Raw genomic sequence first — 23,999 nt, 5'->3', positions numbered from 1 at the left:
GTGGCCTCTGGGGACGCGGGGGAAGCGTCTGACGCGGCCGCGCCCCGTTTGCGCCCGCTCCCAAGGCGCCCGATGGATGCGCGCCCGATGCGCGCCTTTGCGCGCGACCGTTCGGGCCCGTCGCGCCGGCGGCGGTGGTCAGCTGGCGTATTTGATCGCGCAGCCGTAGGGACGGCTCTGCCGGACGCTCACCGGCTTGCCGGCGGCGATCTCCGCCAGCGCCTCGCGCACATGGTTGCGGGCCCCGGCCAGCTCCGCCGGATCCGTGCCCGGGCGGTCGTCGATGCCGCCGGCGTAAAGCAGAGCGCCGTCGGGGCCGATCACATACATGTGCGGGGTGGTTTTCGCGCCGTAGGCGCGGCCTGTCCGGCCGGTTTCGTCGAACAGCACCGCCGCTGGCGCGGCGCCGCGGCTCACGGTGAGCCGGCGCGCTTCCTCCGGCGTCACATGGCCCTGTTCGCCGGGCGCGGAGGAGATGATGGTCAGCCAGACCACGCCGGCGTCCCTGGCCTCCTTCTGCAGCTTCTGCATGGCGCCGGCGCCGTAGTGCTTGCGCACGAACGGGCACTCGTGATTGGTCCACTCCAGCACCACCGTGCGGCCGCGGAAGTCCGCCAGCGACACCTGCCGGCCGTCCGCCGAAACCAGGGTGAACGGCGGCGCCGGAGCGCCGATGGCGGCCGCGGCGTCGGCCGTCGGCGCATGGCCGCAGAGGGCGGCGACGCCCGCCGCCAGGGCGAGCGTCAGCCAAAGGGCGTCGCGGCGGGTGAGGGGGCGTCCCGTCATGTGGGTTCTCCCTGGATGTCAGGCCCGGTGTTCAGGCCCGCGCGTCCGGGCGCGCCGGAGCCTGTGGGCGGATTATCGGCCGGTCCGTTCCGCGCGCAACCATTTTCTCCGCCGGCGGCCGCGGCCCGTCTCAGCGGGCGGCGGCGGCGCGCGTGGGCAGCGCGTCGATCGCCGCGATCACCATGCCGGGGGTGAGGATCTGCGGCAGCACCTGCGGCGCGCCATTGCGGCCCGGATAGAGCAGGTAGAGCGGCACGCCGCCGCGGCCGAAACGGGCCAGCAGGGCCGTGATCTCCGGATTGCGGCTGGTCCAGTCGCCGGTCATGTAGACCACCCCGCGGCGGGCCATGGCGTCGCGCACCCCGGCCCGCTCCAGGGTGGTGCGCTCGTTGACCATGCAGGTGATGCACCAGGCGGCGGTGAGGTTGACGAACACCGGCCGGTCCTGCTGCAGCAGGGCGTCGAGGCGCTGCGCCGAATAGGTCTCTGCTCCGGCCCCGGCGGCGGCTGCCCCCGCGGGCGCGTCGCCGGGGCGGTGGATCTGGGCGACGCACAGCGCCGCCACTGCCAGCGCCGCCACGGCCCCGGCCCGGCCGGCCATGGCGCCGGCGCGGCCGGACTGGGCCGCCACGGCGCTGGCCCAGCAGGCGAAGGCCGTGGCCACCAGCGCCGACAGCGCCATGGCTAGCCCGAGCGGCGACGCCTGCCGAGACAGCACCCACACCAGCCAGGCGGCCGTGCCGTAGAGCGGGAAGGCCAGCGCCTGCTTCAGCACGTCCATCCAGCGGCCGGGGCGCGGCAGGGCCCGCGCCAGCGCCGGCGCGAAGGCCAGCAGCACGAAGGGCGCGGCGAGGCCGGCGCCCAGCGCCAGAAACACAGCCGCGGTCACCGCCGGCGGCTGGGTGAGCGAAAAGCCGATGGCGGCGCCCATGAACGGGCCGGTGCAGGGCGAGGCCACCACCGCCGCCAGCACGCCGGTGAAGAATGAGGCGGCGTAGCCATGGCCGTGGGTGAGGCGGTCGCCGGCGCCGGCGAACCGGGCGCCGAAATGCACCACGCCGCTGAGGCCGAGCCCCATGGCCAGCATCACGCAGGCGAGGGCGGCCACCACCACGGGCGACTGCAGCTGGAAGCCCCAGCCGGCGCTGGCGCCGGCGGCGCGCGCCGCCATCAGCGCCGCCGCGAGCGCGGCGAAGGCGGCCAGCACCCCGGCGCCGTAGCTGAGGCCGTGCAGGCGCATCTTCGCCGGCGTCCCGCCGCCGCCGCGGGCCAGCGACAGCGCCTTGATGGACAGCACCGGGAACACGCAGGGCATCAGGTTGAGAATGACGCCGCCCATGAAGGCGAACAGCATCGCCGTGAGCAGGGTGAGGCCCTCGGCGTTGACCGGCGGCGGCGGCAGGGCGGCCGCCGCCAGCGCCTGGCCGCCGCCGTCGCCGTCGCCCCCTGCGGATGCGGCTGGCGCCGGCGCCGCCGGGGCCAGCGCCGCATCCGGCGTCGCCGAAATGGCGTAGCCCTGCGTCGCGCCATTGGGGCCGGCGATGGCGATGACGCCCTCCAGCCGCTGCGGGACGCTCCCGGCCGCGCCGACGCCCTCGGCCCGCGGCGCGGTCAGGGTCAGGGCGCCCTCCGCAACGGCGAGCTGCTGCGGCGCGGCGTTGTCGATCAGGCCCTCGGCGGCGGGAAAGAAAACGGCGGAGCGGACGTCGCCGGCGCCGGCTCCCGCGGGCAGGGGCGCGCGCACGGTGAGCGTTCGCGCGGCGGCGGCGAAGGTCGCGCCGGCCAGCGGCTTCGGCAGGGCGTCGCGGGCGCGGGCGAACAGCGGCGCGGCGCCGGCGTCGGGCGCCGCCGGGGCGAGGGCAGGGGCCAGCGGGGCCGACGCGTCCAGCGTGGCCGAGCCGGGGATGCACTCCTTTTCGCAGGCCAGCCAGGAGACGTCGGCGCCAATGTCGACGCGGCCCGAGGCCGGCAGCGTCGCCGGCGGCGTGATCTCCACCAGCAGCGTCGCCTCGCCCTCATAGCCGAAGTTCATCAGCGGCTCCACCGCCAGCCGCTCCGGCGTCGGCCACTGGATGGGGCCGGCGGTGAAGCCCGGCGGCAGCTTCCAGCGGATCTCGGTCGGCAGGCCGGAATCGCCCGGATTGAGCCAGTAGGTGTGCCAGCCGGGCTTCATCTGCAGCTGCACCGCGGCGGTGAAGGGAACGCCCGCCTGGATGGCGGACGGCTCCAGCAGCAGCCGCGCCTCCACCAGATCGCCACGGGGCTGCGCGCGCGCCGGCGCCAGGGCGGCGAGCGCGCCGAAAAAGGCGAGCAGCGCCAGTATGATGGCCCGCCCTGCTCCCGTCCGCCTGATGTCGCTGCAGTAATCCGTCATCGCCTGTCCGTTCTTAAAGTTCTGGATGAATTATGGTAAATTTATTGATATTAACCATATAGTTGCATGAAAATATTCACCTTCTTCGCAAGCGCGCGGCGCGCCGCGCTCTGGCGGGGTCCGCAGGCGTCCGGCGCCGCCGCGCGGGACGCGGCCGCCGGGGTCTTCCGGCGTCCGTCTGTTTTCCGGACGCCCGCAGACTTATACATGAGGCGACAGGACAGGGCGATCGCGGCGCCAGTGGGGCGCCGGCGCGGCTGCCGGGGCGGGGCGGGTTTTTGACGCGGGCGGAATGATGGGCGATCTGTTTTCGGGCATGGAGCCGCAACAGCCGGAGGCGGCGGAGCCACAGCAGCCGGCCGCCGACCGGCCGCTCGCCGACCGGCTGCGGCCGACCACCCTCGCCGAGGTGGTGGGGCAGGACCATCTGGTTGGTCCGGACGGCGCGCTCACCCGCATGCTCGCCTCGGGCAATCCCGGTTCGCTGATCTTCTGGGGGCCGCCCGGCACCGGCAAGACCACCGTGGCGCGGCTGCTCGCCGGCGCGACCGACATGCGCTTCGAGCAGCTCTCGGCCATTTTCTCCGGCGTCGGCGACCTGAAAAAGGCTTTCGAGGCGGCGCGCATGCATCGCGCCAGCGGCCGGCGCACCCTGCTGTTCGTGGACGAGATCCACCGCTTCAACCGCGCCCAGCTCGACGCCTTCCTGCCGGTGATGGAGGACGGCACCATCGTGCTGGTGGGCGCCACCACCGAAAACCCGTCCTTCGCGCTGAACGCGGCGCTGCTCTCCCGCGCCCGCGTCCTGGTGTTCAACGCCCTGGATGAGGCGGCGATTCACCGCCTGCTCGCAAGGGCCGAGGAAATCGGGCGAAAACCGCTGCCGTTGACCGGCGAGGCGCGCGAGGCGCTGGCGCGCATGGCGGACGGCGACGGGCGCGCCGCCCTCACCCTCGCCGAGGAGGTGTGGCGCTGCGCGCGCCCCGGCGAAACCTTCGACGCGCGCCGCCTCACGGAGGTGGTGCAGCGGCGCGCGCCCGTCTACGACAAGAGCCAGGACGGCCATTACAATCTCATCTCGGCACTGCACAAATGCGTGCGCGGCTCCGATCCGGACGCGGCGCTTTATTATTTCGCCCGCATGATCGAGGCGGGGGAGGATCCGCTGTTCATCGCCCGGCGGCTGGTGGTGATGGCGGTGGAGGACATCGGCCTCGCCGATCCCCAGGCGCTGGTCACCGCCAACGCCGCCCGGGAGGCCTTCGAGTTTCTGGGCGCGCCGGAGGGCTATCTGGCGCTGGCCAACGCGGTGGTGTTTCTGGCCACCGCTCCCAAGTCCAACGCGGTTTACCGGGCGCTGAAGCAGGCGCGGACCACGGCGCGCGAGGCCGGCTCGCTCTCGCCGCCGAAGACCATCCTCAACGCGCCCACCAAACTGATGAAAGCGGAAGGCTACGGCGCGGGTTATCTTTATGACCACGACCAGCCGGACGCCTTCTCCGGTCAGGACTACTGGCCGGAGAAGCTGGGGCGCCAGCGCTTCTACGCGCCGTCGCAGCGCGGCTTCGAGCGCGAAATCACCCGCCGGCTGGACTACTGGGAGCGGCTGCGGCGCCAGCGCCGCGGCGACCCGGACGCGGACGGATGACAGGGCCGGCGGGCGGCGCGCCCGCCGCGCGATGACAGGATACGGGGAGAAACGCGATGGGCGCTTCAGGCGGCGAAGGTATCCATGGGGAGGGCAGGCTGCTGTGGTCGCCGTCGGCGGCCGACGTGGAGAACGCCAACATCACCCGCTTCACGCGGTGGCTGGAGCAGCGCGAGGGCGTGACCTTTCCGGATTACGCCGCGCTGTGGGAGTGGTCGACGGACAATCTCGAGCGCTTCTGGGGCGCGGTGTGGGACTATTTCGACATCCGCAGCGAGACGCCGTACCGGCAGGTGCTGTCAGGGCGGCGCATGCCCGGGGCCCGCTGGTTTGAGGGCGCGCGGCTGAATTTCGCCTGGCACGTGCTGCGCCACAACATGGACGCGCCGGAAAGGCGCGCCATCGTCTACGCTTCGGAAAACACGGACGTCGCGGAAATGTCCTGGGGCGAGCTGCGCCGCCAGGTCGGGGCCGTGGCCGCGGCCCTGCGCGACTTCGGCGTGAAGCCGGGCGACCGCGTGGCGGCGGTGATGCCCAACATTCCGGAGACCATCGTCACCTTCCTCGCCGTCGCCAGCCTGGGCGCGGTGTGGTCGCTGTGCTCCTCCGACATGGGCAGGAGCGCGGTGCTGGACCGCTTCCGCCAGATCGGCCCCAGGGTGCTGGTCTGCGCCGACGGCTACACCTACGCCGGCAAGCCCTTCGACCGGCAGGAGGCGATCGCCGGGCTGGTCGCGGCGCTGCCGGGGGTGGAGCAGCTGGTGATCCTGCCGCGGCTGCACGCGCAGGTGGACCGCGCCCGTTTCCCGCAGGCCCACGACTGGCGCGAGCTGGCCGCGCGCCCGCAGCAGGCGGAGCCGGCGATGGTGGAGGCCGGCCATCCGCTGTGGGTGGTCTATTCCTCTGGCGCCACCGGCCTGCCCAAGCCCATCGTGCACGGCCACGCCGGCATCACGGTGGAAATGCTGCTGATGCAGTCGCTGCACTGCGACCTCCGGCCCACCGACACGACCCAGTGGTACACCTCCTCCGGCTGGATCATGTGGAACGCCCAGGTGGGGGCGCTGCTCGCCGGCTCGGCCATCGCGCTCTATGACGGCAGTCCGGCGTATCCGGATCTGGGCGTGCTGTGGCGTTTCATCGAGAAGGCCGGGGTCACGGCGTTCGGCTGCGGCGCGGCCTATTACGGAAACTGCGCGAAGGCCGGGCTGAAGCCGCGCGCCTTCGCCGATCTCGGGCGGCTGCGGGCCATGTCGTCCACCGGCTCGCCGCTGTCGGCGGAGGCCTACGCCTGGATCTACGGGAACGTGCGCGACGACATCTGGCTGTCGCCGATCTCGGGCGGCACCGACTTCGCCGGGGCCTTCATCTGCGGCGCGCCGACGCTGCCGGTTTACGCCGGCGAGATGCAGTGCAGGGCTCTGGGGCACCGGGTGGAATCGTGGGATCCGGAGGGGCGGCCGCTGGTCGACGAGGTGAGCGAGCTGGTGTGCACCCTGCCGGTGCCCTCCATGCCGCTGTATTTCTGGAACGATCCGGACAACAGACGCTATCTGGAGAGCTATTTCGACGTCTATCCGGGGGGGTGGCGTCACGGCGACTGGCTGAAGATCACCTCCCGCGGCGGGGCGATCATCTACGGGCGCTCGGACGCCACCATCAACCGCCACGGCATCCGCATGGGCACCGCCGAGTTCTACCGGATCGTCGACGGTTTCCCGGAGATTGCCGACAGCCTGGTGGTGGACCTGGAGTTCCTGGGGCGGGAGTCGTTCCTCTACCTGTTCGTGGTTCCCGGGGAGGGGCGCGTCATCGACGACACCCTGCGCCAGGCGATCAGCGCCCGCATCCGCGAGCAGCTTTCGGCGCGGCACGTGCCCGACGCCATCGTGGAGGCGCCGGCGGTGCCCTACACGCTGTCTGGCAAGAAGCTGGAGGTGCCGGTGAAGCGCCTGCTGCTGGGCCATCCGCCGGAGAAGCTCATCAACCGCGACGCCATGGCCAATCCGGAGAGTTTCGACTGGTACGTCGACCTGGCCAGGCGCCGCCTGGCGGAACAGGAGGCGAAGGCCCGCCGGACCGGGTGACGCCGCGGGGGCGGGCATGGGCCGCCCGTTCGGGTCCGCACGCGCCGCCGCGGCGCCGGCCGGCTGGCGACGGACGGGCGTCCGCCAGTTCCGCTCGCCCCAGGCCGCGGCCCTGCATGGACGCCCGGGGCAGGACCGGGCATGACGGCGGAGAGGCGCCGCCCCCGGCGGGAATGAGGCGTCAGGCTGGCCGGCGCCGCCGCGGCGACGGCGACGCCGGCCCTGCGCCGGACCCGCCTCCGTCCGGATCGGCGCACGCATGCCGGCGGCCCCGCCATGCGCGCCGCGCCCCGCGCCAATTGCGCCCGCGGCCCTCACGGGTATATGACCGGGGCGCCAGTCACCACGGGCAGGCAGGCGGAGCAGCGGACCATACATGCAGGCGATCGCACTGGTGTTTCTCGGCGCAGGCCTCGGCGGCGTCGGCCGGCATCTGGCCGGGCTGGCGGCGGCGCGCGCGTTCGGAGCCGCCTTCCCCTGGGGCACGCTGCTGGTCAACGTCAGCGGCTCGCTGCTGATGGGCCTGCTCGTCGGCTGGCTGGCGCTGCGTCCAGATGGCGCGTCGCAGAACCTGCGGCTGTTTCTGGCGACAGGCGCGCTCGGCGGCTATACGACGTTCTCCACCTTTTCTCTCGAGGCGGTCATGCTGTGGCAGAGGGGCGAGCCGCTCGCCGCCGCGGCGTACGTTCTCGCATCAATCCTGTCTGGCGTTGCGGGTCTGGCGGTCGGACTTGCGGCGATGAGGAGCCTGGCATGACCCGCGACACTGGCAACCGCAGGGGCGGACGCGGGGGCAAACCCGGCGGCGCAGGGGCGCGCGGCCGCCCGTCCCGTTCCGCCGCCGGCGCGCCGCGCAGGCCCGCGGCGAAAGCCGGCGACGACGACTGGTTCGCCGGTTTCCGCCGCGGCAAGGCCGCGCCCGGGCCAGCGGCCGGGGGTGCCGGCAAGTCCGGGCCTGGCGCGGGCAGGGCGCCGGCGAAGGCCGCCGCGAAAGCGGCTGGCCGCTTCCCCCGCAAGGGCGCGGGGCGCGCCGGCGCGGCCGGCCGCGGCCCCCGCCGCGACGAAGGCTACCGCCGCCCCGGCTGGAATCCGGCCGCCGGGCCCGACGACGACGATCTGGTCACCGCTGACGCGCTATGGGGCGACCTGTGGCGGGCGCCTGCGGCGGACGACGACATTGACTGGGAGGCCGTTGAGGCTGAAGCCGCCGCCGCCCCTGACGGGGACGACGGCGATGACGGCGACGCTCCGCCCGCGCCGGCGAAGCGCGCCGCCCGCCCGGCGGAGCCGCGCCCGGAGGCCGCCGCTCCGGCCCGCAAGGGGGCCGGCCGCGCCGGCTCCGGTCACGGCGCGCCGCTGCCCGGCTCCAGGGCGAAGCTGAACGCGCTCGCCGCCGAGACCATGACCACCGGCGTGCAGACGCTGGTGGTGGACGCGGACGAAGCGGACATGCGCATCGACCGTTTCCTCACCGCGCGCTTTCCGCAGCTGGCCTTCACCCACATCCAGCGCATCGTCCGCAAGGGCGAGCTGCGCGTCGACGGCCGCCGGGCGAAGCCCAACGACCGCCTGCAGCCGGGCCAGAAGGTGCGCGTGCCGCCGCTGAAGCTGGCGGAGGCGCGCCCGGTCGGCCGCACGCCGCGCCAGGACGGGGACGACGCCGCCTTCCTGCGCTCCCTCATTCTCTACGAGGACCGGGACATCATGGTGCTGAACAAGCCCATGGGCCTTGCGGTGCAGGGCGGCTCGGGCACGCGCCGGCACATCGACGGCATGCTCGAATCGCTGCGCGACCCGTCGGGACAGAAGCCGCGCCTGGTGCACCGCCTCGACAAGGACACCGCCGGCTGCCTGGTGGTGGCCAAGACGCGCCTCGCCGCCTCTGTTCTCGGCAAGAGCTTCAGGTCCCGCGTCACCCGCAAGATCTACTGGGCGCTGGTGGCCGGCGCGCCGCGGGTGAAGCAGGGGCGCGTCTCCACCTTCCTCGCCAGGCAGGAGGACGGCGCCGGCGGCTCGCGCATGGCGGTGGTCCGCCACGGCGACGACGACGCCAGCCATGCGGTGACCTATTACGCGGTGGTGGAGAGCGCGGCGCAGAAGGTGTCGTGGCTGTCGCTGAAGCCGGTCACCGGCCGCACGCACCAGCTGCGCGTGCACATGGCCCACATCGGCCATCCGATCGTCGGCGATCCGCTCTATTTCAACGTTGAGAACTGGGAGCCGCCGGGCGGCGTGCAGAAAAAGCTGCACCTGCTGGCGCGGCGGATCATCATTCCGCATCCGCGCGACGGGCGGCCCATCGACGTCACAGCGCCGCTGCCGCCGCACATGGCGCAGACGTGGAACCTGCTCGGCTTCGACGCCTCCCGCTACGATCCGATCATCGAATCGCCGGACGCGTGAAGCGCAGGCGCCGACGCGACAGCATTGGGGACAGACACATGGGTTTTCGCGCTCACGACGGCAGGGATCCGGTCCGTCTCAGCCAGCAGGCGATGCAGCCGCAGCTGCCGCGGCGCTTTTACCGCGAGGTGACCGTTTCGGCGGGGGAGGACGGCTGGTTCTCCGTGCTGCTCGACGGCCGCCAGGCGCGCACCCCGGCCAGACGGCCGCTGCGCGCGCCGACGCGCGCGCTGGCCGGAACCATCGCCGCCGAATGGGCGGCGCAGGAGAAGGAGATCAACCCGGCCTCCATGCCGGCCACGCGCATGGCGGTCGCCGCCATCGACGCGGTGGAGCCGGATCCGGAGGCGGCGCTGCAGGAGATCATCCGTTACGCCGGTTCGGACCTGCTGTGCTACCGCGCCGGCGGGCCGGAAAGCCTGGCGCTGCGCCAGACGCAGCTGTGGGATCCGGTGCTGGCGTGGATGGACGAACGCTACGGCGCCCGCTTCGCCCTGGCGGAGGGGGTGATGTTCGTGCAGCAGCCGCAGGCGGCGCTGGCGGCCGCCGAGGCGGCGGTGCGCGCCCACGCCCACCCATTCGCCATCGCCGGGCTGCATGTCATGACCTCGCTGGCCGGCTCGGTGCTGCTGGCGCTGGCGGTGCGCGAGGGCCGGCTCGGAGTCGCGGAGGCGTGGGCGGCGGCGCATGTGGATGAAGACCACCAGATCGCGCTGTGGGGCGAGGACGCGGAGGCGGCGCAGCGGCGCGCGCGCCGTTTCACGGATTTTCGCGCGGCGGCGGACGCCTGCCGGGCGGGCATGGCGGGGTGATTTGCGCGCGCCGCGCCATGGCGCGGCGGCGATGGCGCGCTGATGAACCTTTGTTGTGGAAGACGCTTCCTAATCCGTTAGTTGAGTGTTAGGGAGCAGCGAGTTTTCGGCAATCCGATCGCGGGGGAGCAGAATGAAGAATATTCTCGAGGCGCTGGAGGAGCGTCGCGCCGCTGCGCGGCTCGGCGGCGGTCAGAAGCGCATCGAGGCGCAGCACGGTCGCGGCAAGCTCACCGCGCGCGAGCGCATCGAACTTCTCCTGGACGCTGGTTCGTTCGAAGAGTTCGACATGTTCGTGCAGCACCGCTGCGTCGACTTCGGCATGCAGAACCAGGACAAGATCCCTGGCGACGGCGTCGTCACCGGCTGGGGCACGATCAACGGCCGCACCGTGTTCGTGTTCGCCAAGGACTTCACCGTGTTCGGCGGTTCGCTGTCCGAGACGCACGCCCAGAAAATGGTCAAGATCCAGGACATGGCGCTGAAAATGCGCGCCCCGATCATTGGCCTGTTCGACGCCGGCGGTGCCCGCATCCAGGAGGGCGTGGCGGCGCTGGGCGGCTACGGCGAGGTGTTCCGGCGCAACGTCATGGCCTCGGGCGTCATCCCCCAGATCTCGGTGATCATGGGCCCGTGCGCCGGCGGCGACGTGTACTCGCCGGCCATGACCGACTTCATCTTCATGGTCCGCGACACGTCCTACATGTTCGTGACCGGCCCGGACGTGGTGAAGACCGTCACCAACGAGACCGTCACCTCCGAGGAGCTGGGCGGCGCCAGGATCCACACCCAGAAGTCTTCTGTCGCCGACGGCGCCTGGGACAATGACGTGGAGGCCATGCTGCAGGTGCGTCGCCTGATCGACTTCCTGCCCTCCAACAACACCGACGGCGTGCCGGAGCTGCCCACCTTCGACGATCCGGCCCGCATCGACGAGTCGCTGGACACGCTGGTTCCTGACAATCCGAACAAGCCCTACGACATGAAGGAGCTGATCCTGAAGGTCGTGGACGAGGGCGACTTCTTCGAGATCCAGGAAGCCTACGCCAGGAATATCATCACCGGCTTCGCGCGCATCGAGGGCCGCACCGTCGGCATCGTCGCCAACCAGCCGATGGTTCTGGCCGGCGTGCTCGACACCGACGCCTCGCGCAAGGGCGCGCGCTTCGTGCGCTTCTGCGATTCGTTCAACATTCCGATCGTCACCTTCGTGGACGTTCCGGGCTTCCTGCCGGGCACGGCCCAGGAATACGGCGGCCTGATCAAGCACGGCGCCAAGCTGCTGTTCGCCTACAGCCAGGCCACGGTGCCGCTGGTCACCGTCATCACCCGCAAGGCCTTCGGCGGCGCCTATGACGTGATGGCCTCCAAGCACATCGGCGCGGACGTGAACTACGCCTGGCCGACGGCGCAGATTGCGGTGATGGGCGCCAAGGGCGCGGTGGAGATCATCTTCCGCCAGGACATCGGCGATCCGGAGAAGATCGCGGCGCGCACCGCCGAGTATGAGTCGCGGTTCCTCTCGCCGTTCGTGGCGGCCGAGCGCGGCTACATCGACGAGGTGATCATGCCGCACTCCACGCGCCGGCGCGTGTCGCGCGCCCTGGCCATGCTCCGCACCAAGAAGGCGGAGCAGCCCTGGAAGAAGCACGACAACATTCCGCTCTGACGCTGCGGCCGGCGCCGCCGCGCCGGCCGCTCGCGGGCGGGACCGGGGCGCGGCGGCGCCGGGCGGACCCGGCGCCGCGCGATCCCGGAGGCTGCCGTCGTCCTGACCCGTTGGGCCGAACAGCGTCCGGTCTGGCCGGAAGGCCGCCGGACGTCCAATTCAAGGAGCTAACATGAGCAAGACTCCCATGCGCGTCGCCGTGACCGGCGCTGCAGGCCAGATTGGTTACGCACTGCTGTTCCGCATCGCCAATGGCGACCTGCTCGGCAAGGACCAGCCGGTCCACCTTTCGCTGCTCGATCTCCCGCAGGCCCAGAACGCCGTGCGCGGCGTGGTGATGGAGCTTGAGGACTGCGCCTTCCCGCTGCTCGCCGGCGTGACCGTCACCGACGACCCGCGCGTCGCCTTCCGGGACGCGGACATCGCCATCCTCGTGGGCGCCCGTCCGCGCGGTCCGGGCATGGAGCGCGCCGACCTGCTCAGCGCCAACGCCGAGATCTTCACCGTGCAGGGCCGCGCCCTCAACGAGGTGGCCCGGCGCAGCGTGAAGGTGCTGGTGGTGGGCAACCCGGCCAACACCAACGCCTACATCGCCATGAAGTCGGCGCCGGACCTGCCGGCCGAGGCGTTCAGCGCCATGCTGCGCCTTGACCACAACCGCGCCCTGTCGATGCTCGCCGCCAGGGCCGGCGTGCCGGTGGCCGACATCGAGAACCTGGCCGTGTGGGGCAACCACTCGCCGACCATGTATCCGGACTACCGGAACGCCACCGTTGGCGGAAAGCGCATCGCCGAGATCATCAACGACGAGGCGTGGAACCGCGAGGTGTTCATCCCGCAGGTGGGCAAGCGCGGCGCCGCCATCATCGAGGCGCGCGGCCTGTCCTCGGCCGCTTCGGCCGCCAACGCCGCCATCGACCACATCCGCGACTGGGCGCTGGGCAGCAACGGCCGCTGGGTGTCCATGGGCATTCCCTCCGACGGCAGCTACGGCATTCCGGAGGGCGTGATGTTCGGCGCGCCGGTGATCTGCGAGAACGGTCATTACCGTCGCGTGACCGGCATCGAATTCGACGACTTCTCGAAGGAGCGCATCCGCATCACCCTCGAGGAGCTGGAAGGCGAGCGCGCGGCCATCGCGCACCTGCTGAAGTAATGTGAGAGGCTGCTGCGGGGCGCGCTCCGCGGCGGCCGCGAAAACAGGGCGGGCGCTTGCGCCCGCCGGCGCGCCGCCGGCTCCGCGGGGGGCAGGGCGGCGCGACAGGATTTGCGCCGCCGGCAGGCTCAGCGGGAGCCGGGGCGGCGTCAAGGAGGCGCCGCCGCCCGGCGGCCGGCGCCCAGTCCCTGGGTCATCGCCTTTCCGCTGGCGGCGCGCGGCGCCGGCCCGGAAAGCCAACAGTCTGGAATGGAAACGGGCGGGGCATGTTCAGCAAGATCCTCATCGCCAACCGTGGAGAAATCGCCTGCCGCGTCATCAAGACCGCGCGCAGGATGGGCATCAAGACTGTCGCCGTTTATTCGGACGCCGACCGCGACGCCCTCCACGTCGAGATGGCTGACGAAGCGGTGTACATCGGCCCGCCGGCCGCCGCCCAGTCGTATCTGGTGATCGAAAAGATCATCGAGGCCTGCAAGGCCACCGGCGCCGAGGCCGTCCACCCCGGTTACGGCTTCCTCTCCGAGCGCGCCGCCTTCGCCGAGGCGCTGGCCGCCGAGGGCATCGTCTTCATCGGTCCCAACCCCAAGGCCATCGAGGCCATGGGCGACAAGATCGAGTCGAAGAAATTCGCCAACGCCGCGAAGGTCAACACGGTGCCGGGCTATCTCGGCGTGATCGAGAGCGCCGGGCAGGCCGCGGAGATCGCGGCGGAGATCGGCTTCCCGGTGATGATCAAGGCCTCCGCCGGCGGCGGCGGCAAGGGCATGCGCATCGCCTACAGCGTCGATGAGGTGAAGGAGGGCTTCGAGCGCGCCCGCTCCGAGGCGGCCTCGTCCTTCGGCGACGACCGCGTGTTCATCGAGAAGTTCATCGTCAATCCGCGCCACATCGAGATCCAGGTTCTCGGCGACAAGCACGGCAACGTGATCTATCTGGGCGAGCGCGAGTGCTCGATCCAGCGCCGCAACCAGAAGGTCATTGAGGAGGCGCCGTCGCCGCTGCTCGACGAGGAGACCCGCCGCAAGATGGGCGAGCAGGCCGTGGCGCTGGCGAAAGCCGTGGGCTACGACTCCGCCGGCACCGTGGAGTTCGTCGCCGGCCAGGACCGCTCGTTCTACTTCCTCGAGATGAACACCCGCCTGCAGGTGGAGCATCCGGTGACCGAGATGATCACCGGCGTCGACCTGGTCGAGCAGATGATCCGCATCGCCGCCGGCGAAAAGCTGACAATCGCCCAGGACGACGTGAAGCTGGACGGCTGGGCCGTCGAGAGCCGCATCTACGCCGAGGATCCCACCCGCAACTTCCTGCCGTCCACCGGCCGTCTGGTGACCTACCGGCCGCCGGAGGAGGGCGAGACCGCCTCCGGCGCCATCGTGCGCAACGACACCGGCGTGTATGAGGGCGGCGAGATCTCGATCTACTACGATCCGATGATCGCCAAGCTGGTGACCTGGGCGCCGACCCGCGAGGCGGCCATCGACGCCCAGGCGAAGGCCCTGGACGCCTTCGCCATCGACGGCATCCGCCACAACATCCCGTTCCTCTCGACGCTGATGCAGCATCCGCGCTGGCGGTCGGGCGCCCTCTCCACCGGCTTCATCGCCGAGGAGTTCCCCGAGGGCTTCGCCAATCCGCAGCCGGAGGGCGAGACCGCCCGCCTGATCGCGGCGGTGGCCGCCTATTGCGACCATCTCAACAACGAGCGGCGCCGCGCCATCACCGGCCAGCTCGACCGTGTCATCGAGGTTGAGTTCGAGCGCGAGCGCGTCGCGGTGGTGGGCGGCCAGTCGTTCGACATCTATGTCAGCCCCGGCGAGGACGATGACGAGGTGGTGATCTCGTTCGAGGACGAGGAGCAGCCCCGCATCGTCGAGTCGGCCTGGGTTCCCGGCGAGCCGGTCTGGCGCGGCGCCATCGACGACGTGGAGGTGGTGGCCCAGGTGCGTCCCGTGCTCAACGGCTATCAGATCGCCCACGCCGGCGCCCTGGCCGAGGCCCGCGTCTATACCCGCCGCGAGGCCGAGCTGGCGAAGCTGATGCCGGAGAAGAAGGCCGCCGACACCTCCAAGCAGCTGCTGTGCCCGATGCCGGGCCTGGTGAAGGCCATCAATGTGGTCGAGGGCCAGGAGGTGAAGGCCGGCGAGCCGCTGTGCATGGTCGAGGCCATGAAGATGGAGAACGTGCTGCGCGCCGAGCGCGACGGCGTGGTGTCCAAAATCCACGCGAAGGAAGGCGACAGCCTCGCCGTGGACGCGGTGATCCTCGAGTTCGCCTGACCGTCCGCCCGGTCGCTGGCGGGGGCTTCCCCGCCGGCGCCGGTGATGCGCCAGACGGATAAGCCCGGCCATGCGGCCGGGCTTTTTTCATGTCTGGAGTGTCATGCCGGTTGCGAGCCTGCATCCGGGCCACGGCGGCGGCCATGGGCGGAAGGAGAGGGCGGGGCGCCGGGAGAGGCCGGCGCTCCGCGTCCGCCGGCGGCCGCCCGCCGGCGGCGTGGATCAGGCTCAGACGATCAGGTGGCTGGCGACGGCCCGGAGCACGCCGAACGCGATGGCGCCCAGCTCGGAATAGAACGCGCTCGAGGCGCCGGTCAGGACGGTGTAAATGGCTTCGATCATATACGGGTTCCTTCTGCAATGGCGACGGCCGGTCGCGGAGGGGGGCGCGACGGCTGTCGGCGACATCTGTAATCACGTTCAGGAACAGGATAAATTAATTACGAGATAATATATCTGGTCTGCTATTCTCCTCCATTTTGCCGGAAATTCCGCAAAGGAATGTCCGAATTGCACTTAGAATATAACAGTTTTTCTCTGGCGCGAACCGCATGCATGAGGGGGCGGCAATAACATTTGCTTGAGGCGGCGGCCGGGGTCCGGTCCGGGCGGCGCCCCGCCGTCGCGGAAGGGGGCGGCGCCGCGCCGGCGTTCCGGGCTGGCGCGGGCGCCCGCCGCCGGAGCGGGGCGCCGGCCGCCGGCCAGCCTCAGATGGCGCCGAGCAGCTGGATGAGGTTCTGCGCCATTTCTTCAACCGTGATCAGTACGTGGACCATGAGAATTCGCCCTGTGTCGTCATGCGGGTTTGCGCCAGCCCGTGCGGTTGTTCCGTCGGGGCCGCCGGGACATTCGCCATGTTTGATTCAGGCATGTGCGGTCGCGCTCACGTAAACATCTGTCGTCTCCCCTCGTGGCTGGCGTGAAACCGGTTTGCGGACGCAATATAACGGCGGTTTTCCAATATTCATTTGCAAAAATTTCCGGTTGTGATAACAATTTATTGAATAACTTCAACAATTGTTGTCATTGTTATTGATAATTCCTTTAGAAAATTGCGGTCGGACCGGAGCCGCGGCCCCGGCCGCCGCGTGGAACGCAAACGTCCGGCGAACTGGCGTTCGCCGGACGTGCGGTCTTGCGGGGCAAGGACTGGGGGCGCGCCCGGGCTCGCGCCAGAACCGGAAAGAGCAGGGGGCCGGAAAGGGCAGGGGAAAGGAGAGGCCGGGGCCAGGCGGGGCGGCGCGGGGCGTCAGTCCTCCACCGGCGCGCCGGCCTTTTTCCAGGCGCTGAAGCCGCCCCCGATGTGGGCCACGGGGCTGAGGCCCATGCTCCGGGCCGTGTCCGCCGCCAGGGCCGAGCGCCAGCCGCCGGCGCAGAAGAACACGAAGGTCTTGTCCTCGCCGAACTGCGGCTTGAAGTAGGGGCTTTCCGGATCGATCCAGAACTCCAGCATGCCGCGCGTGCAGTGGAAGGCGCCGGGAATCTTGCCGTCGCGCTCGCGCTCGCGCGGGTCGCGCAGGTCGACGAAGGTGACGTCGTCGCGCCCGAGCAGGGCGCGCGCCTCGTCCACGGAGAGGGTCGTGATCCGGCTGCTGGCGTCGGCCACCATTTCCCGGACGCTCCTGGTGATTTTCTGGGGCATCGTTTCCTCCAACGGCGGCGTGCGGCCTCGCGGCGCCGCGGGGACCTGCGGCCGGGGCCGTCGCCAGCGGGCAGGATGCGGGCCTGGGGCGTCATTGTCCACCGGGCCGCCGGTCCGCGGCCACGGGCCGCACGCCGTGGACGCGAATGCGCCCGCCGGCTCCGCCGCCCTGACCGCCGCGGCTGGCCAGGGCCCGTCCCGCCCGAGCGCCGCTACTTGACCTTGCGGCGATCAGGGCGCATCGAAGCGTCATGACGCGACAGGATCACCGACCCGGCCGGTCCCGGCCACCGAAAAAGCAGAAGGCCGGCGGCGCCGGCGGGCGCCAGCCCGCCGCCCCGCAGGAGCCGCAGAAGCGCCGTCGCGGCGTCGGCGTGCATCTGCCGCTGGAGGAGATGGCGCGCGACATGCTGCGCCGGGCCGGCGACGCCCTGGTCGATCCGGCCGAGATCGCCCGCGCCGTCGGCGGGCAGAAGCCCGAAGGCTGGGGACCGCTGATGCAGCCGCTGCGTCTGGCCCTGGTGAAGCTCGCCCATGAGGGCAGCGTCACCATCTTCCGCAAGGGCGTTCCGGCTGATCCGGATGATTTCCGCGGCCTCTACAAGGTGGGGCGCGGCCCGAAATTCGACGAATGGGAGATCTGAGCCGGCCGGCGCCGGCTCAGTCCCCCTCTGCGTCCGGGCCGGGGACGAGCTCCGGCGTATAGCCGGCGAGCCAGTAGGCCAGCAGGCCCACCCATTCATGGGCGGCGCGGTCGGTGAGGCGCAGGCCCCGCGCCGCCTCGGCGAAGGGCAGCAGGTCGCGGGCCGTGCCGGTGGTGACGAAGTCCACCGGGAAGGGCGTGACGGCGAAGTCCTCATGGCGGAACGCCGCCACCGCGCGCGGCATGTGCGAGGCGGAGGTCACCAGCAGCCAGCGCTCGTGCGGTCGCGGCCGGGCCAGCGCGCGGCTGTAGGCGGCGTTCTCGCGCGTGTTGCGCGAGCTGTCCTCGATGACGACGCGCGCGTCATCAGCCCCGGTCTGCCGCAGCAGCAGCCGCACCGCGTCCGCCTCGCTCTCGCCCGGAACCGGAACCAGCCGGCCGTCGCCGCCAGAGAACACGATGCGGGCCTGCGGAAAACGCCGCGCCAGCGCCAGCGTCGCCGTGATCCGCGCGCCGGCCTCGCCCAGCCGCGCCTGACCGCGGACCAGCTGCGCCGAGCCGCCCAGCACCACGATGCCGTCCACGCGCTCCAGCGATTCCGTCGCCACCGCCGGGAAGCGGTTCTCCAGCGGCCGCAGCAGCAGGTTCGCCGCCGGGCTGAAGCCGAAGATCACGAGGCCGAGCCCCGCCAGCACGGCGAAGACGGCGCCCGTCCGCCGCCGGCCGGCGAGCAGCGCAAGGGCCGCCGCCGCGGACAGCAGAACCAGGCAGTTCGACGGCGTGAGAAAAAATCCGGCGACCTTTGAAATCGCGAAGAACATGCGCTCCCCCGTGCGCTGGCGGCGCGGCCGCGCCGGGCGCGCGCCCGGCCGCGGCCAGCGCGGCGTCGCGCCGCCCGACGGCGCAGGTCCTGTTTACGGGAAGGCGCGTCCGGCGGCCAGCGGCCGGGCCGCGGCCGGGGAAGCCGTCAGTCCCAGGCCGGCGCGAAGTCCGGACTGATCAGCCGCCCGTCCGGCCGGGCGAGGGCGCTGATGCGCGCCATCTCCAGCCCGGTGAGGGCGAAGTCGGACACCGCCAGATTGTTGCGGATGCGCTGCGGCGTCACCGATTTCGGCGCGGCGATCACCCCCGGCTGCTGCACCAGCCAGCGCAGCACGACCTGCGCCGGTTCGCGGCCGTGGGCGGCGGCGATCTGCGTGATCACCGGATCGTCGAGCAGCCGGCCGCGGCCGAGCGGCGAATAGGCGGTCACCGACAGGCCGTGCGCGGCGCAGGCGCGGACCAGCCGGCCCTGGTCGAGCATCGGGTGGAACTCCACCTGGTTGGTGACCAGCGGCTCGGGGCACAGCTTCACCGCCTCCTCCACGAGGGCGATGGTGAAGTTGGAGACGCCGATGTGCCGCGTCAGGCCCTGGCGCTTCGCCTCCGCGAGGCCGGCCAGCGACTCCGCCAGCGGCACGTCCGGATTGGGCCAGTGCAGCAGCAGCAGGTCGAGCGGGCCGGCGCCAAGACGGCGCACGCTCGCCTCGGCCGAGCGCAGCACCGCGTCGCGGGTCATGTCCTCCCGCCACACCTTGGTGGTGAGGAAGAAGCGCTCGCGCGGAACGCCCGAGGCGCGGACGCCTTCGCCCACCTGCTCCTCATTGCCGTAAATGGCGGCGGTGTCGATGTGGCGGTAGCCGCAGCGCAGCGCCTCCGCCACGGCGCGCGCGCACGCCTCGCCGGTGGACTGCCAGGTGCCGAGGGCGATGGCGGGAATGACGGCGCCATTGGCGTGAACCACGATCTGGTTGTCGTCCATGACGCTGGTCGGGGGCGTGGGCATGGGATCTCCTCCGCGGAAGAAACAGGAAAGGGCGCCAGGCGGCGGGCGCGCCGTCCGCCCGCCGCCGCGCCGTGGCGCGGGCCAGGCGCCCGCCGCGCCGCGGGCCGGCTCAGGGCCGGCCGGGCGCGTTCCGCATCGCTTCGGCCTGGGCGTAGAACTTCTTCTCCCACTCCTTCTGGTTCTCCAGCCCCTCGCGGATGAAGGGGGTGAAGATGGCGATGTTGAGCAGGAGCCAGTTGAACAGGTTGCCCGGGAAGCGCAGCGGCTTGACGAAGTCCACGAACAGCACCACGCGGGTCTTGTCCGTGTGGTTCCACGCCTCGTGCTCGTAGGCGTCGTCGAACACCAGGGCCTTGCCTTCCTCCCAGTGGCAGACCTGGTCGGCGACGCGGATGCCGAGCCTGTCGCGCGGCTCGGGCACGACCAGTCCGAGGTGCAGGCGCAGCACGCCGTTGTAGGGGCCGCGGTGCGGCTTCAGGTGCTTGCCCGGCTCGAAGATCGAGAACATCGCCGTCTTGAGGCCGGGGATCTTCTGCACGATCCGCCAGGTCTGCGGGCACTGCCGGATGTTGCGCTCCGACTTCAGGCCGTAGCCGACAAGGAAGAAGGTTTTCCAGCGCGTGTCGTCGCTGATGGTCTTCACGTCGGGCGACAGCTCGTGGAAGCCCGGCAGTTCGGACTGGCGGGTGAGCACCTGCTCCAGCTCGGCGCGGATCAGCGGCCATTCGCGCTCGATCTCCGCCACCCACGGGAAGGTGGCGTTGTCATAGACGGGCGGATTGCCGACCTTCGAGAAGCGGAGGTTCATCCGCTCCACCCACCGGACAATGCCCATCAGCAGCCGGGTCATCAGCCCGGGCCGCTCCATCGCGTGGATGCCCTCGGTGCCGAACTTCTGCTGCGGTTCGCCGACAGGCTGTTTCGCTTGCTGTGTCACTGTCTGGTTTCCGGAAAATGTCTGGGGCGAAAGGGGCCGGCGCGCGGAGCCAGGGGCGGCGCCGGCCGGGACGGACGCAAATGTTAGTGGCGCCCGGCCATAAGGCAAGGAGGGGGGCGCCGCCGGCCCCGGCGCCAGGCCCCGCCGGTCAGGTTCCCGCGCCAGGGCGCCGCCGGCCGGGGCGCCGCGTCAGGCGGTTCTCCCCGCGCGTCAGGCGGTCCTGGCGAACAGCTCGCGGCCGATGAGCATGCGGCGGATTTCGCTGGTGCCGGCGCCGATCTCGTAGAGCTTGGCGTCGCGCAGCAGCCGGCCGGTGGGATAGTCGTTGACGTAGCCGTTGCCGCCGAGCAGCTGGATGGCGTCCAGCGCCATCTGCGTCGCCCGCTCCGCGGCCAGCAGGATGGCGCCGGCGGCGTCCTCGCGGGTGGTCTCGCCGCGGTCGCAGGCGCGGGCCACGGCGTAGACGTAGGCGCGGCAGGAGTTGAGCGCCACATACATGTCCGCCACCTTGCCCTGCACCAGCTGGAACGTGCCGATGGGCTGGCCGAACTGCCGGCGCTCGTGAATGTAGGGCGTCACCACGTCGAAACAGGCCTGCATGATGCCGAGCGGGCCGCCGGCCAGCACCACGCGTTCATAGTCGAGGCCGCTCATCAGCACCTCGACGCCGCGGTTGACCGCGCCGAGCACGTTCTCTTCGGGCACCTCGCAGTCTTCGAAGATCAGCTCGCCGGTGTCGGAGCCGCGCATGCCGAGCTTGTCCAGCTTCTGGGCCGTGGAGAAGCCCTTCATGCCGCGCTCGATGATGAAGGCGGTGATGCCGCGCGGGCCGGCGTCCGGATCGGTGCGGGCGTAGACCACCAGCACGTCCGCGGTGGGGCCGTTGGTGATCCAGAACTTCGAGCCGTTGAGGATGAAGCGGTCGCCCCTGCGCTCGGCGCGCAGCTTCAGCGACACCACGTCGGAGCCGGCGCCGGTCTCGGACATGGCCAGCGCGCCCAGATGCGCGCCGGAGACCAGCTTCGGCAGGTATCTGCGCTTCTGCGCCTCGGTGCCGTTGCGGCGGATCTGGTTGACGCACAGGTTGGAGTGGGCGCCGTAGCTGAGGCCGACGGAGGCCGAGGCGCGGGAAATCTCCTCCATGGCGACGCAGTGCTCGAGATAGCCGAGACCGGCTCCGCCGTACTCCTCCTCGACCGTGATTCCCAGCAGGCCAAGCGCGCCCAGCTCCGGCCACAGGTCGCGGGGGAACACGTTGCTGCGGTCGATGTCGGCGGCGCGCGGCGCGATCCTGTCGCGGGCGAAGGCCGCCACGACCTCCCGGATCCGGTCCGCCGTTTCTCCAAGGCCGAAGTTCAAGCCGGCGTAGCCGCCGCCTGTGGTGCTCAGGGCCATTGTCGCTCTCCCTCGCCGCCCTGGCTGTTCTGGTCTGTGAAAGCGGCGCCGGCGCGGAAGCGGCCGGAGGGGCCGCGGTCCGCGGCGCCGCAGGGCGGGTACGCGCCAGTACAGCGCGGCGCGGCGGCGCCGGCAAGGGGGCGCAGGGCGCGACGGGGCGCGGCAAGGCGAAAGGCGCGGGGGCGCCGCCGCGCGGCGCCCGCGCAGCCGGTCTGGCGGGAAGGGGGGCGGAGGGGCGGCCGCCCGGGGCGGGGCGCCTGGCGCCGGGAACGTCAGGGCGCGCCCGGCGTCACAGATTGCCCTTGGTGAACTTGTCCCACATGTCGGCGGTGCCGAAGAAGGCGTTGCGGTCCACCGGCCCCTTGATGCCGGGCACGCGGCCGGTGGTGGTGTACTGCCAGAAGTACCACCGGCGGTCGTAGCGCATGTGCGGCTCGGCGGCGGTGGAGCGGATCCACAGCGGATACTGTTCGAAGCCGCCGTCCTGCAGAACGTCGCGGTAGAACGGGATGTCGGTGTAGATGATCGGCCGCTTGCCGGTGTGCTGCTCGAGGGCGTGGAGCATCACCTCCATCATCCGCAGCGCCTGCTCGCGCGGCACGCGGCGCGGGCATGTCCTGGAGTGGCCGTTCCACTCCACGTCGAGCACCGGCGGCAACGCGTCCGGATCCTGCGGAATGTGCTGGATGAACCACTGCACCTGCTCCTCGGCGGGGCGGCACCAGTAGACGAAGTGGTAGGCGCCGCGCCACACGCCGGCGTCGCGGGCTCCGTACCAGTTCTGCAGGAATTTCGGATCGACATGGTCGCCGCCTTCGGTGGCCTTGATGAAGGCGAAGGTGGCTCCGGCGCGCCGCACCGCGCGCCAGTCGATGTCGCCCTGCCAGCGCGACACGTCGATGCCGTGAACCGGAAGCTTCAGGGCGGCCTTCACGCCCGGATGGGGACGCGAATCCGTCATGCCGCCGAAGGTCATGTGCGCCTGCTCGGCGGCGCAGGCCGCCAGCGCGAACGAGAGCAGCGCGGCCGCGGCCACGCGGCGCGTCGTGCGGTTCATGGCGGCTCCGGCGCGCCGGCGCAGGCGCGCGGCCGTGGAGCGCAGGGAAGATGCGGATGCGGACATGCTCCTGTCTATGTGCGTCATTCGTTGACGGAGGCTTACCAAACACGGTGAACGGCGGCCCGGCGCCGCAGGCGGCCGCCGCCTCCGCGCCCGTCATTCCCCATGGAGCGCGCGGCGCGTCATGGATTTTCCGGAAAGGCGCCTGTTGAGGTCAGGCGTTCTGCGTCCTGTGCGCCGGAAAACGGCGTCATTGCCTCTGTAACGGTCGCGGCGCGTTGACATGATGACCATCACTGTATTACTGTCCAACAGTAGCGTTATTTTAAATTTGCTATTGTCAAAACATATTCACAGCGCATTGGGGGCGAGACGTCATGATTTCAGACATGACTTCCGAACGGATTCGCCGTGCGTCCAGGAAACTGTTCGCGCGTCGCGGCGTCGACGGGGTGTCGGTGCGCCAGGTGGTGGCCGAGGCCGGCGCCCGTAACAACGGCTCCATCCACTATTACTTTGGCTCCAAGGACGCTCTGGTGCGCGAGCTGGTCATGGAGGGCGCGCACGCCATCGACGACTATCGCCGCAAGGCGCTCGACGAACTCGAGCAGCGCGGCGCCAGCGTCGACGTGCGCGCCATCGTCGCCATTCTCGTCGAGAGCATGATCAATGAGGCGGACGAGCGTCTTGACGGTTACGCCCGTTTCCTCGCCGGGGTGCGCCTGAACCGGCGCCATCTCGCCAACAATCCGCTGGAGGGCCGCTGGAGCGCCGGCACCCGGCGCTGTTACGCCCATCTTGAGCGCATGCTGCCGGCGTTCGCGCCCGCGGTGCTGCTGCTGCGCTTCAACGCGGCGCTGCATTACATCACCGCGGCGCTGGCGGAGCGCGAGAGCGTGCTGGACTCCGCCGCCGGGGCCGATCCGCAGCCGGGCAGCGCCGCCGCCTGGTGGGGCAGCCGCGAGGCGATCGACGACGTCATCGACACCGCCACGGCCCTGCTGACCGCGCCGGCGCGCATTCCGGCCGGATCGCCGCCGGCCGACTGGAGCGCCGCCCGCCCGCGCCAGCCAGGCGACAGCGGGCACTGACGCGCCCGGATCGCGCGGCGGGACGCCGCCGCCGTGACGTCACGCCCGTGCCCGGCCGGGGCGTCCACAATCACGCTTCCGCCGTCCGGAGCCGCGGGGCGGACGTCCGCAAGGCCTGTCCCGGGCTGCGCCGTCCTTTCGCGTGGCGGCGGCGCGGCGACGGGCGTCCCGGGAGCGCCCGGGCGTAGT

18 protein-coding genes are annotated in these 23,999 nt (G+C 71.2%); 10 read left to right on the top strand and 8 right to left on the bottom strand.

What is annotated here, in order from left to right; all coding sequences use genetic code 11:
* Window positions 1–138: 138 nt before the first annotated feature.
* Both ACFFJB_RS08435 and ACFFJB_RS08430 read right to left on the bottom strand, forming a co-directional pair.
* Window positions 139–786 carry a thioredoxin family protein gene (locus ACFFJB_RS08435; RefSeq protein WP_376828501.1) on the bottom strand — a complete coding sequence of 216 codons (648 nt, stop codon included), beginning with the start codon at window positions 784–786 and terminating at the stop codon, window positions 139–141.
* 130 nt (window positions 787–916) lie between these two features.
* Window positions 917–3,160 carry a protein-disulfide reductase DsbD family protein gene (locus ACFFJB_RS08430; RefSeq protein WP_376830795.1) on the bottom strand — a complete coding sequence of 748 codons (2,244 nt, stop codon included), beginning with the start codon at window positions 3,158–3,160 and terminating at the stop codon, window positions 917–919.
* Between the two features lie 295 nt (window positions 3,161–3,455).
* Between ACFFJB_RS08430 and ACFFJB_RS08425 the strand changes: the two genes are divergently transcribed.
* The 8 genes from ACFFJB_RS08425 to ACFFJB_RS08390 all read left to right on the top strand — a co-directional run bounded on the left by ACFFJB_RS08425 (window position 3,456) and on the right by ACFFJB_RS08390 (window position 15,217).
* Window positions 3,456–4,808 carry a replication-associated recombination protein A gene (locus tag ACFFJB_RS08425; RefSeq protein WP_376832603.1) on the top strand — a complete coding sequence of 451 codons (1,353 nt, stop codon included), beginning with the start codon at window positions 3,456–3,458 and terminating at the stop codon, window positions 4,806–4,808.
* Between the two features lie 56 nt (window positions 4,809–4,864).
* Window positions 4,865–6,895, top strand: coding sequence for an acetoacetate--CoA ligase (locus ACFFJB_RS08420; RefSeq protein ID WP_376830794.1), 2,031 nt, complete (start codon window positions 4,865–4,867; stop codon window positions 6,893–6,895).
* A 376-nt stretch (window positions 6,896–7,271) separates the two neighbouring features.
* Entirely contained in the window at window positions 7,272–7,652 is a 381-nt protein-coding gene (crcB, locus tag ACFFJB_RS08415; protein ID WP_376830793.1) for a fluoride efflux transporter CrcB, read from the top strand.
* Window positions 7,649–9,298 carry an RluA family pseudouridine synthase gene (locus ACFFJB_RS08410; protein ID WP_376830792.1) on the top strand — a complete coding sequence of 550 codons (1,650 nt, stop codon included), beginning with the start codon at window positions 7,649–7,651 and terminating at the stop codon, window positions 9,296–9,298. Before crcB ends, ACFFJB_RS08410 begins: the two co-directional genes overlap by 4 nt.
* Before the next feature lie 38 nt (window positions 9,299–9,336).
* Window positions 9,337–10,110, top strand: coding sequence for an ATP12 family chaperone protein (locus ACFFJB_RS08405; RefSeq protein WP_376830791.1), 774 nt, complete (start codon window positions 9,337–9,339; stop codon window positions 10,108–10,110).
* A 133-nt stretch (window positions 10,111–10,243) separates the two neighbouring features.
* Window positions 10,244–11,779, top strand: coding sequence for an acyl-CoA carboxylase subunit beta (locus ACFFJB_RS08400; RefSeq protein ID WP_376830790.1), 1,536 nt, complete (start codon window positions 10,244–10,246; stop codon window positions 11,777–11,779).
* Between the two features lie 172 nt (window positions 11,780–11,951).
* Complete coding sequence (locus tag ACFFJB_RS08395) at window positions 11,952–12,935, top strand: malate dehydrogenase (RefSeq protein WP_376830789.1); 984 nt, start codon at window positions 11,952–11,954, stop codon at window positions 12,933–12,935.
* 266 nt (window positions 12,936–13,201) lie between these two features.
* Entirely contained in the window at window positions 13,202–15,217 is a 2,016-nt protein-coding gene (locus tag ACFFJB_RS08390) for an acetyl-CoA carboxylase biotin carboxylase subunit (RefSeq protein ID WP_376830788.1), read from the top strand.
* Window positions 15,218–16,466: 1,249 nt separating this feature from the next.
* On the opposite strand, the gene ACFFJB_RS08385 is transcribed toward ACFFJB_RS08390, so the two are convergent.
* Complete coding sequence (locus tag ACFFJB_RS08385) at window positions 16,467–16,859, bottom strand: rhodanese-like domain-containing protein (protein WP_376830787.1); 393 nt, start codon at window positions 16,857–16,859, stop codon at window positions 16,467–16,469.
* 251 nt (window positions 16,860–17,110) lie between these two features.
* Here ACFFJB_RS08385 and ACFFJB_RS08380 point away from each other — a divergent pair, with 251 nt between their 5' ends.
* Window positions 17,111–17,503, top strand: a complete 393-nt coding sequence (locus tag ACFFJB_RS08380) for a DUF3253 domain-containing protein (RefSeq protein ID WP_376830786.1) — start codon at window positions 17,111–17,113, stop codon at window positions 17,501–17,503.
* A 16-nt stretch (window positions 17,504–17,519) separates the two neighbouring features.
* Here the strand turns inward: ACFFJB_RS08380 and ACFFJB_RS08375 are convergent, their stop codons facing one another.
* The 5 genes from ACFFJB_RS08375 to ACFFJB_RS08355 form a co-directional block, all read right to left on the bottom strand.
* Window positions 17,520–18,323 (bottom strand): YdcF family protein, encoded by an 804-nt coding sequence (locus ACFFJB_RS08375; RefSeq protein WP_376830785.1) that lies wholly within the window; start codon window positions 18,321–18,323, stop codon window positions 17,520–17,522.
* Between the two features lie 146 nt (window positions 18,324–18,469).
* Window positions 18,470–19,327: an aldo/keto reductase gene (locus tag ACFFJB_RS08370; RefSeq protein ID WP_376830784.1), complete on the bottom strand. Its 858-nt coding sequence runs from the start codon at window positions 19,325–19,327 to the stop codon at window positions 18,470–18,472.
* 109 nt (window positions 19,328–19,436) lie between these two features.
* On the bottom strand, window positions 19,437–20,264 hold the full coding sequence (gene olsC, locus ACFFJB_RS08365) for an ornithine lipid ester-linked acyl 2-hydroxylase OlsC (RefSeq protein WP_376830783.1): 828 nt from the start codon (window positions 20,262–20,264) through the stop codon (window positions 19,437–19,439).
* A gap of 210 nt (window positions 20,265–20,474) precedes the next feature.
* Window positions 20,475–21,659 carry an isovaleryl-CoA dehydrogenase gene (locus tag ACFFJB_RS08360; RefSeq protein WP_376830782.1) on the bottom strand — a complete coding sequence of 395 codons (1,185 nt, stop codon included), beginning with the start codon at window positions 21,657–21,659 and terminating at the stop codon, window positions 20,475–20,477.
* Window positions 21,660–21,948: 289 nt separating this feature from the next.
* The gene (locus ACFFJB_RS08355) at window positions 21,949–22,716 is read right to left on the bottom strand and encodes a glycoside hydrolase family 25 protein (RefSeq protein WP_376830781.1); all 768 of its coding nucleotides are present in this window, start codon (window positions 22,714–22,716) and stop codon (window positions 21,949–21,951) included.
* A gap of 392 nt (window positions 22,717–23,108) precedes the next feature.
* Here ACFFJB_RS08355 and ACFFJB_RS08350 point away from each other — a divergent pair, with 392 nt between their 5' ends.
* Window positions 23,109–23,810, top strand: coding sequence for a TetR/AcrR family transcriptional regulator (locus ACFFJB_RS08350; protein ID WP_376830780.1), 702 nt, complete (start codon window positions 23,109–23,111; stop codon window positions 23,808–23,810).
* Window positions 23,811–23,999 lie beyond the last annotated feature (189 nt).

This window comes from Camelimonas abortus, from assembly GCF_042432745.1.
GTDB lineage: Bacteria > Pseudomonadota > Alphaproteobacteria > Rhizobiales > Beijerinckiaceae > Camelimonas > Camelimonas abortus.
The sequence above is the reverse complement of the archived record's forward strand: the minus strand, read 5'-3'. Positions and strand labels throughout refer to the sequence as shown.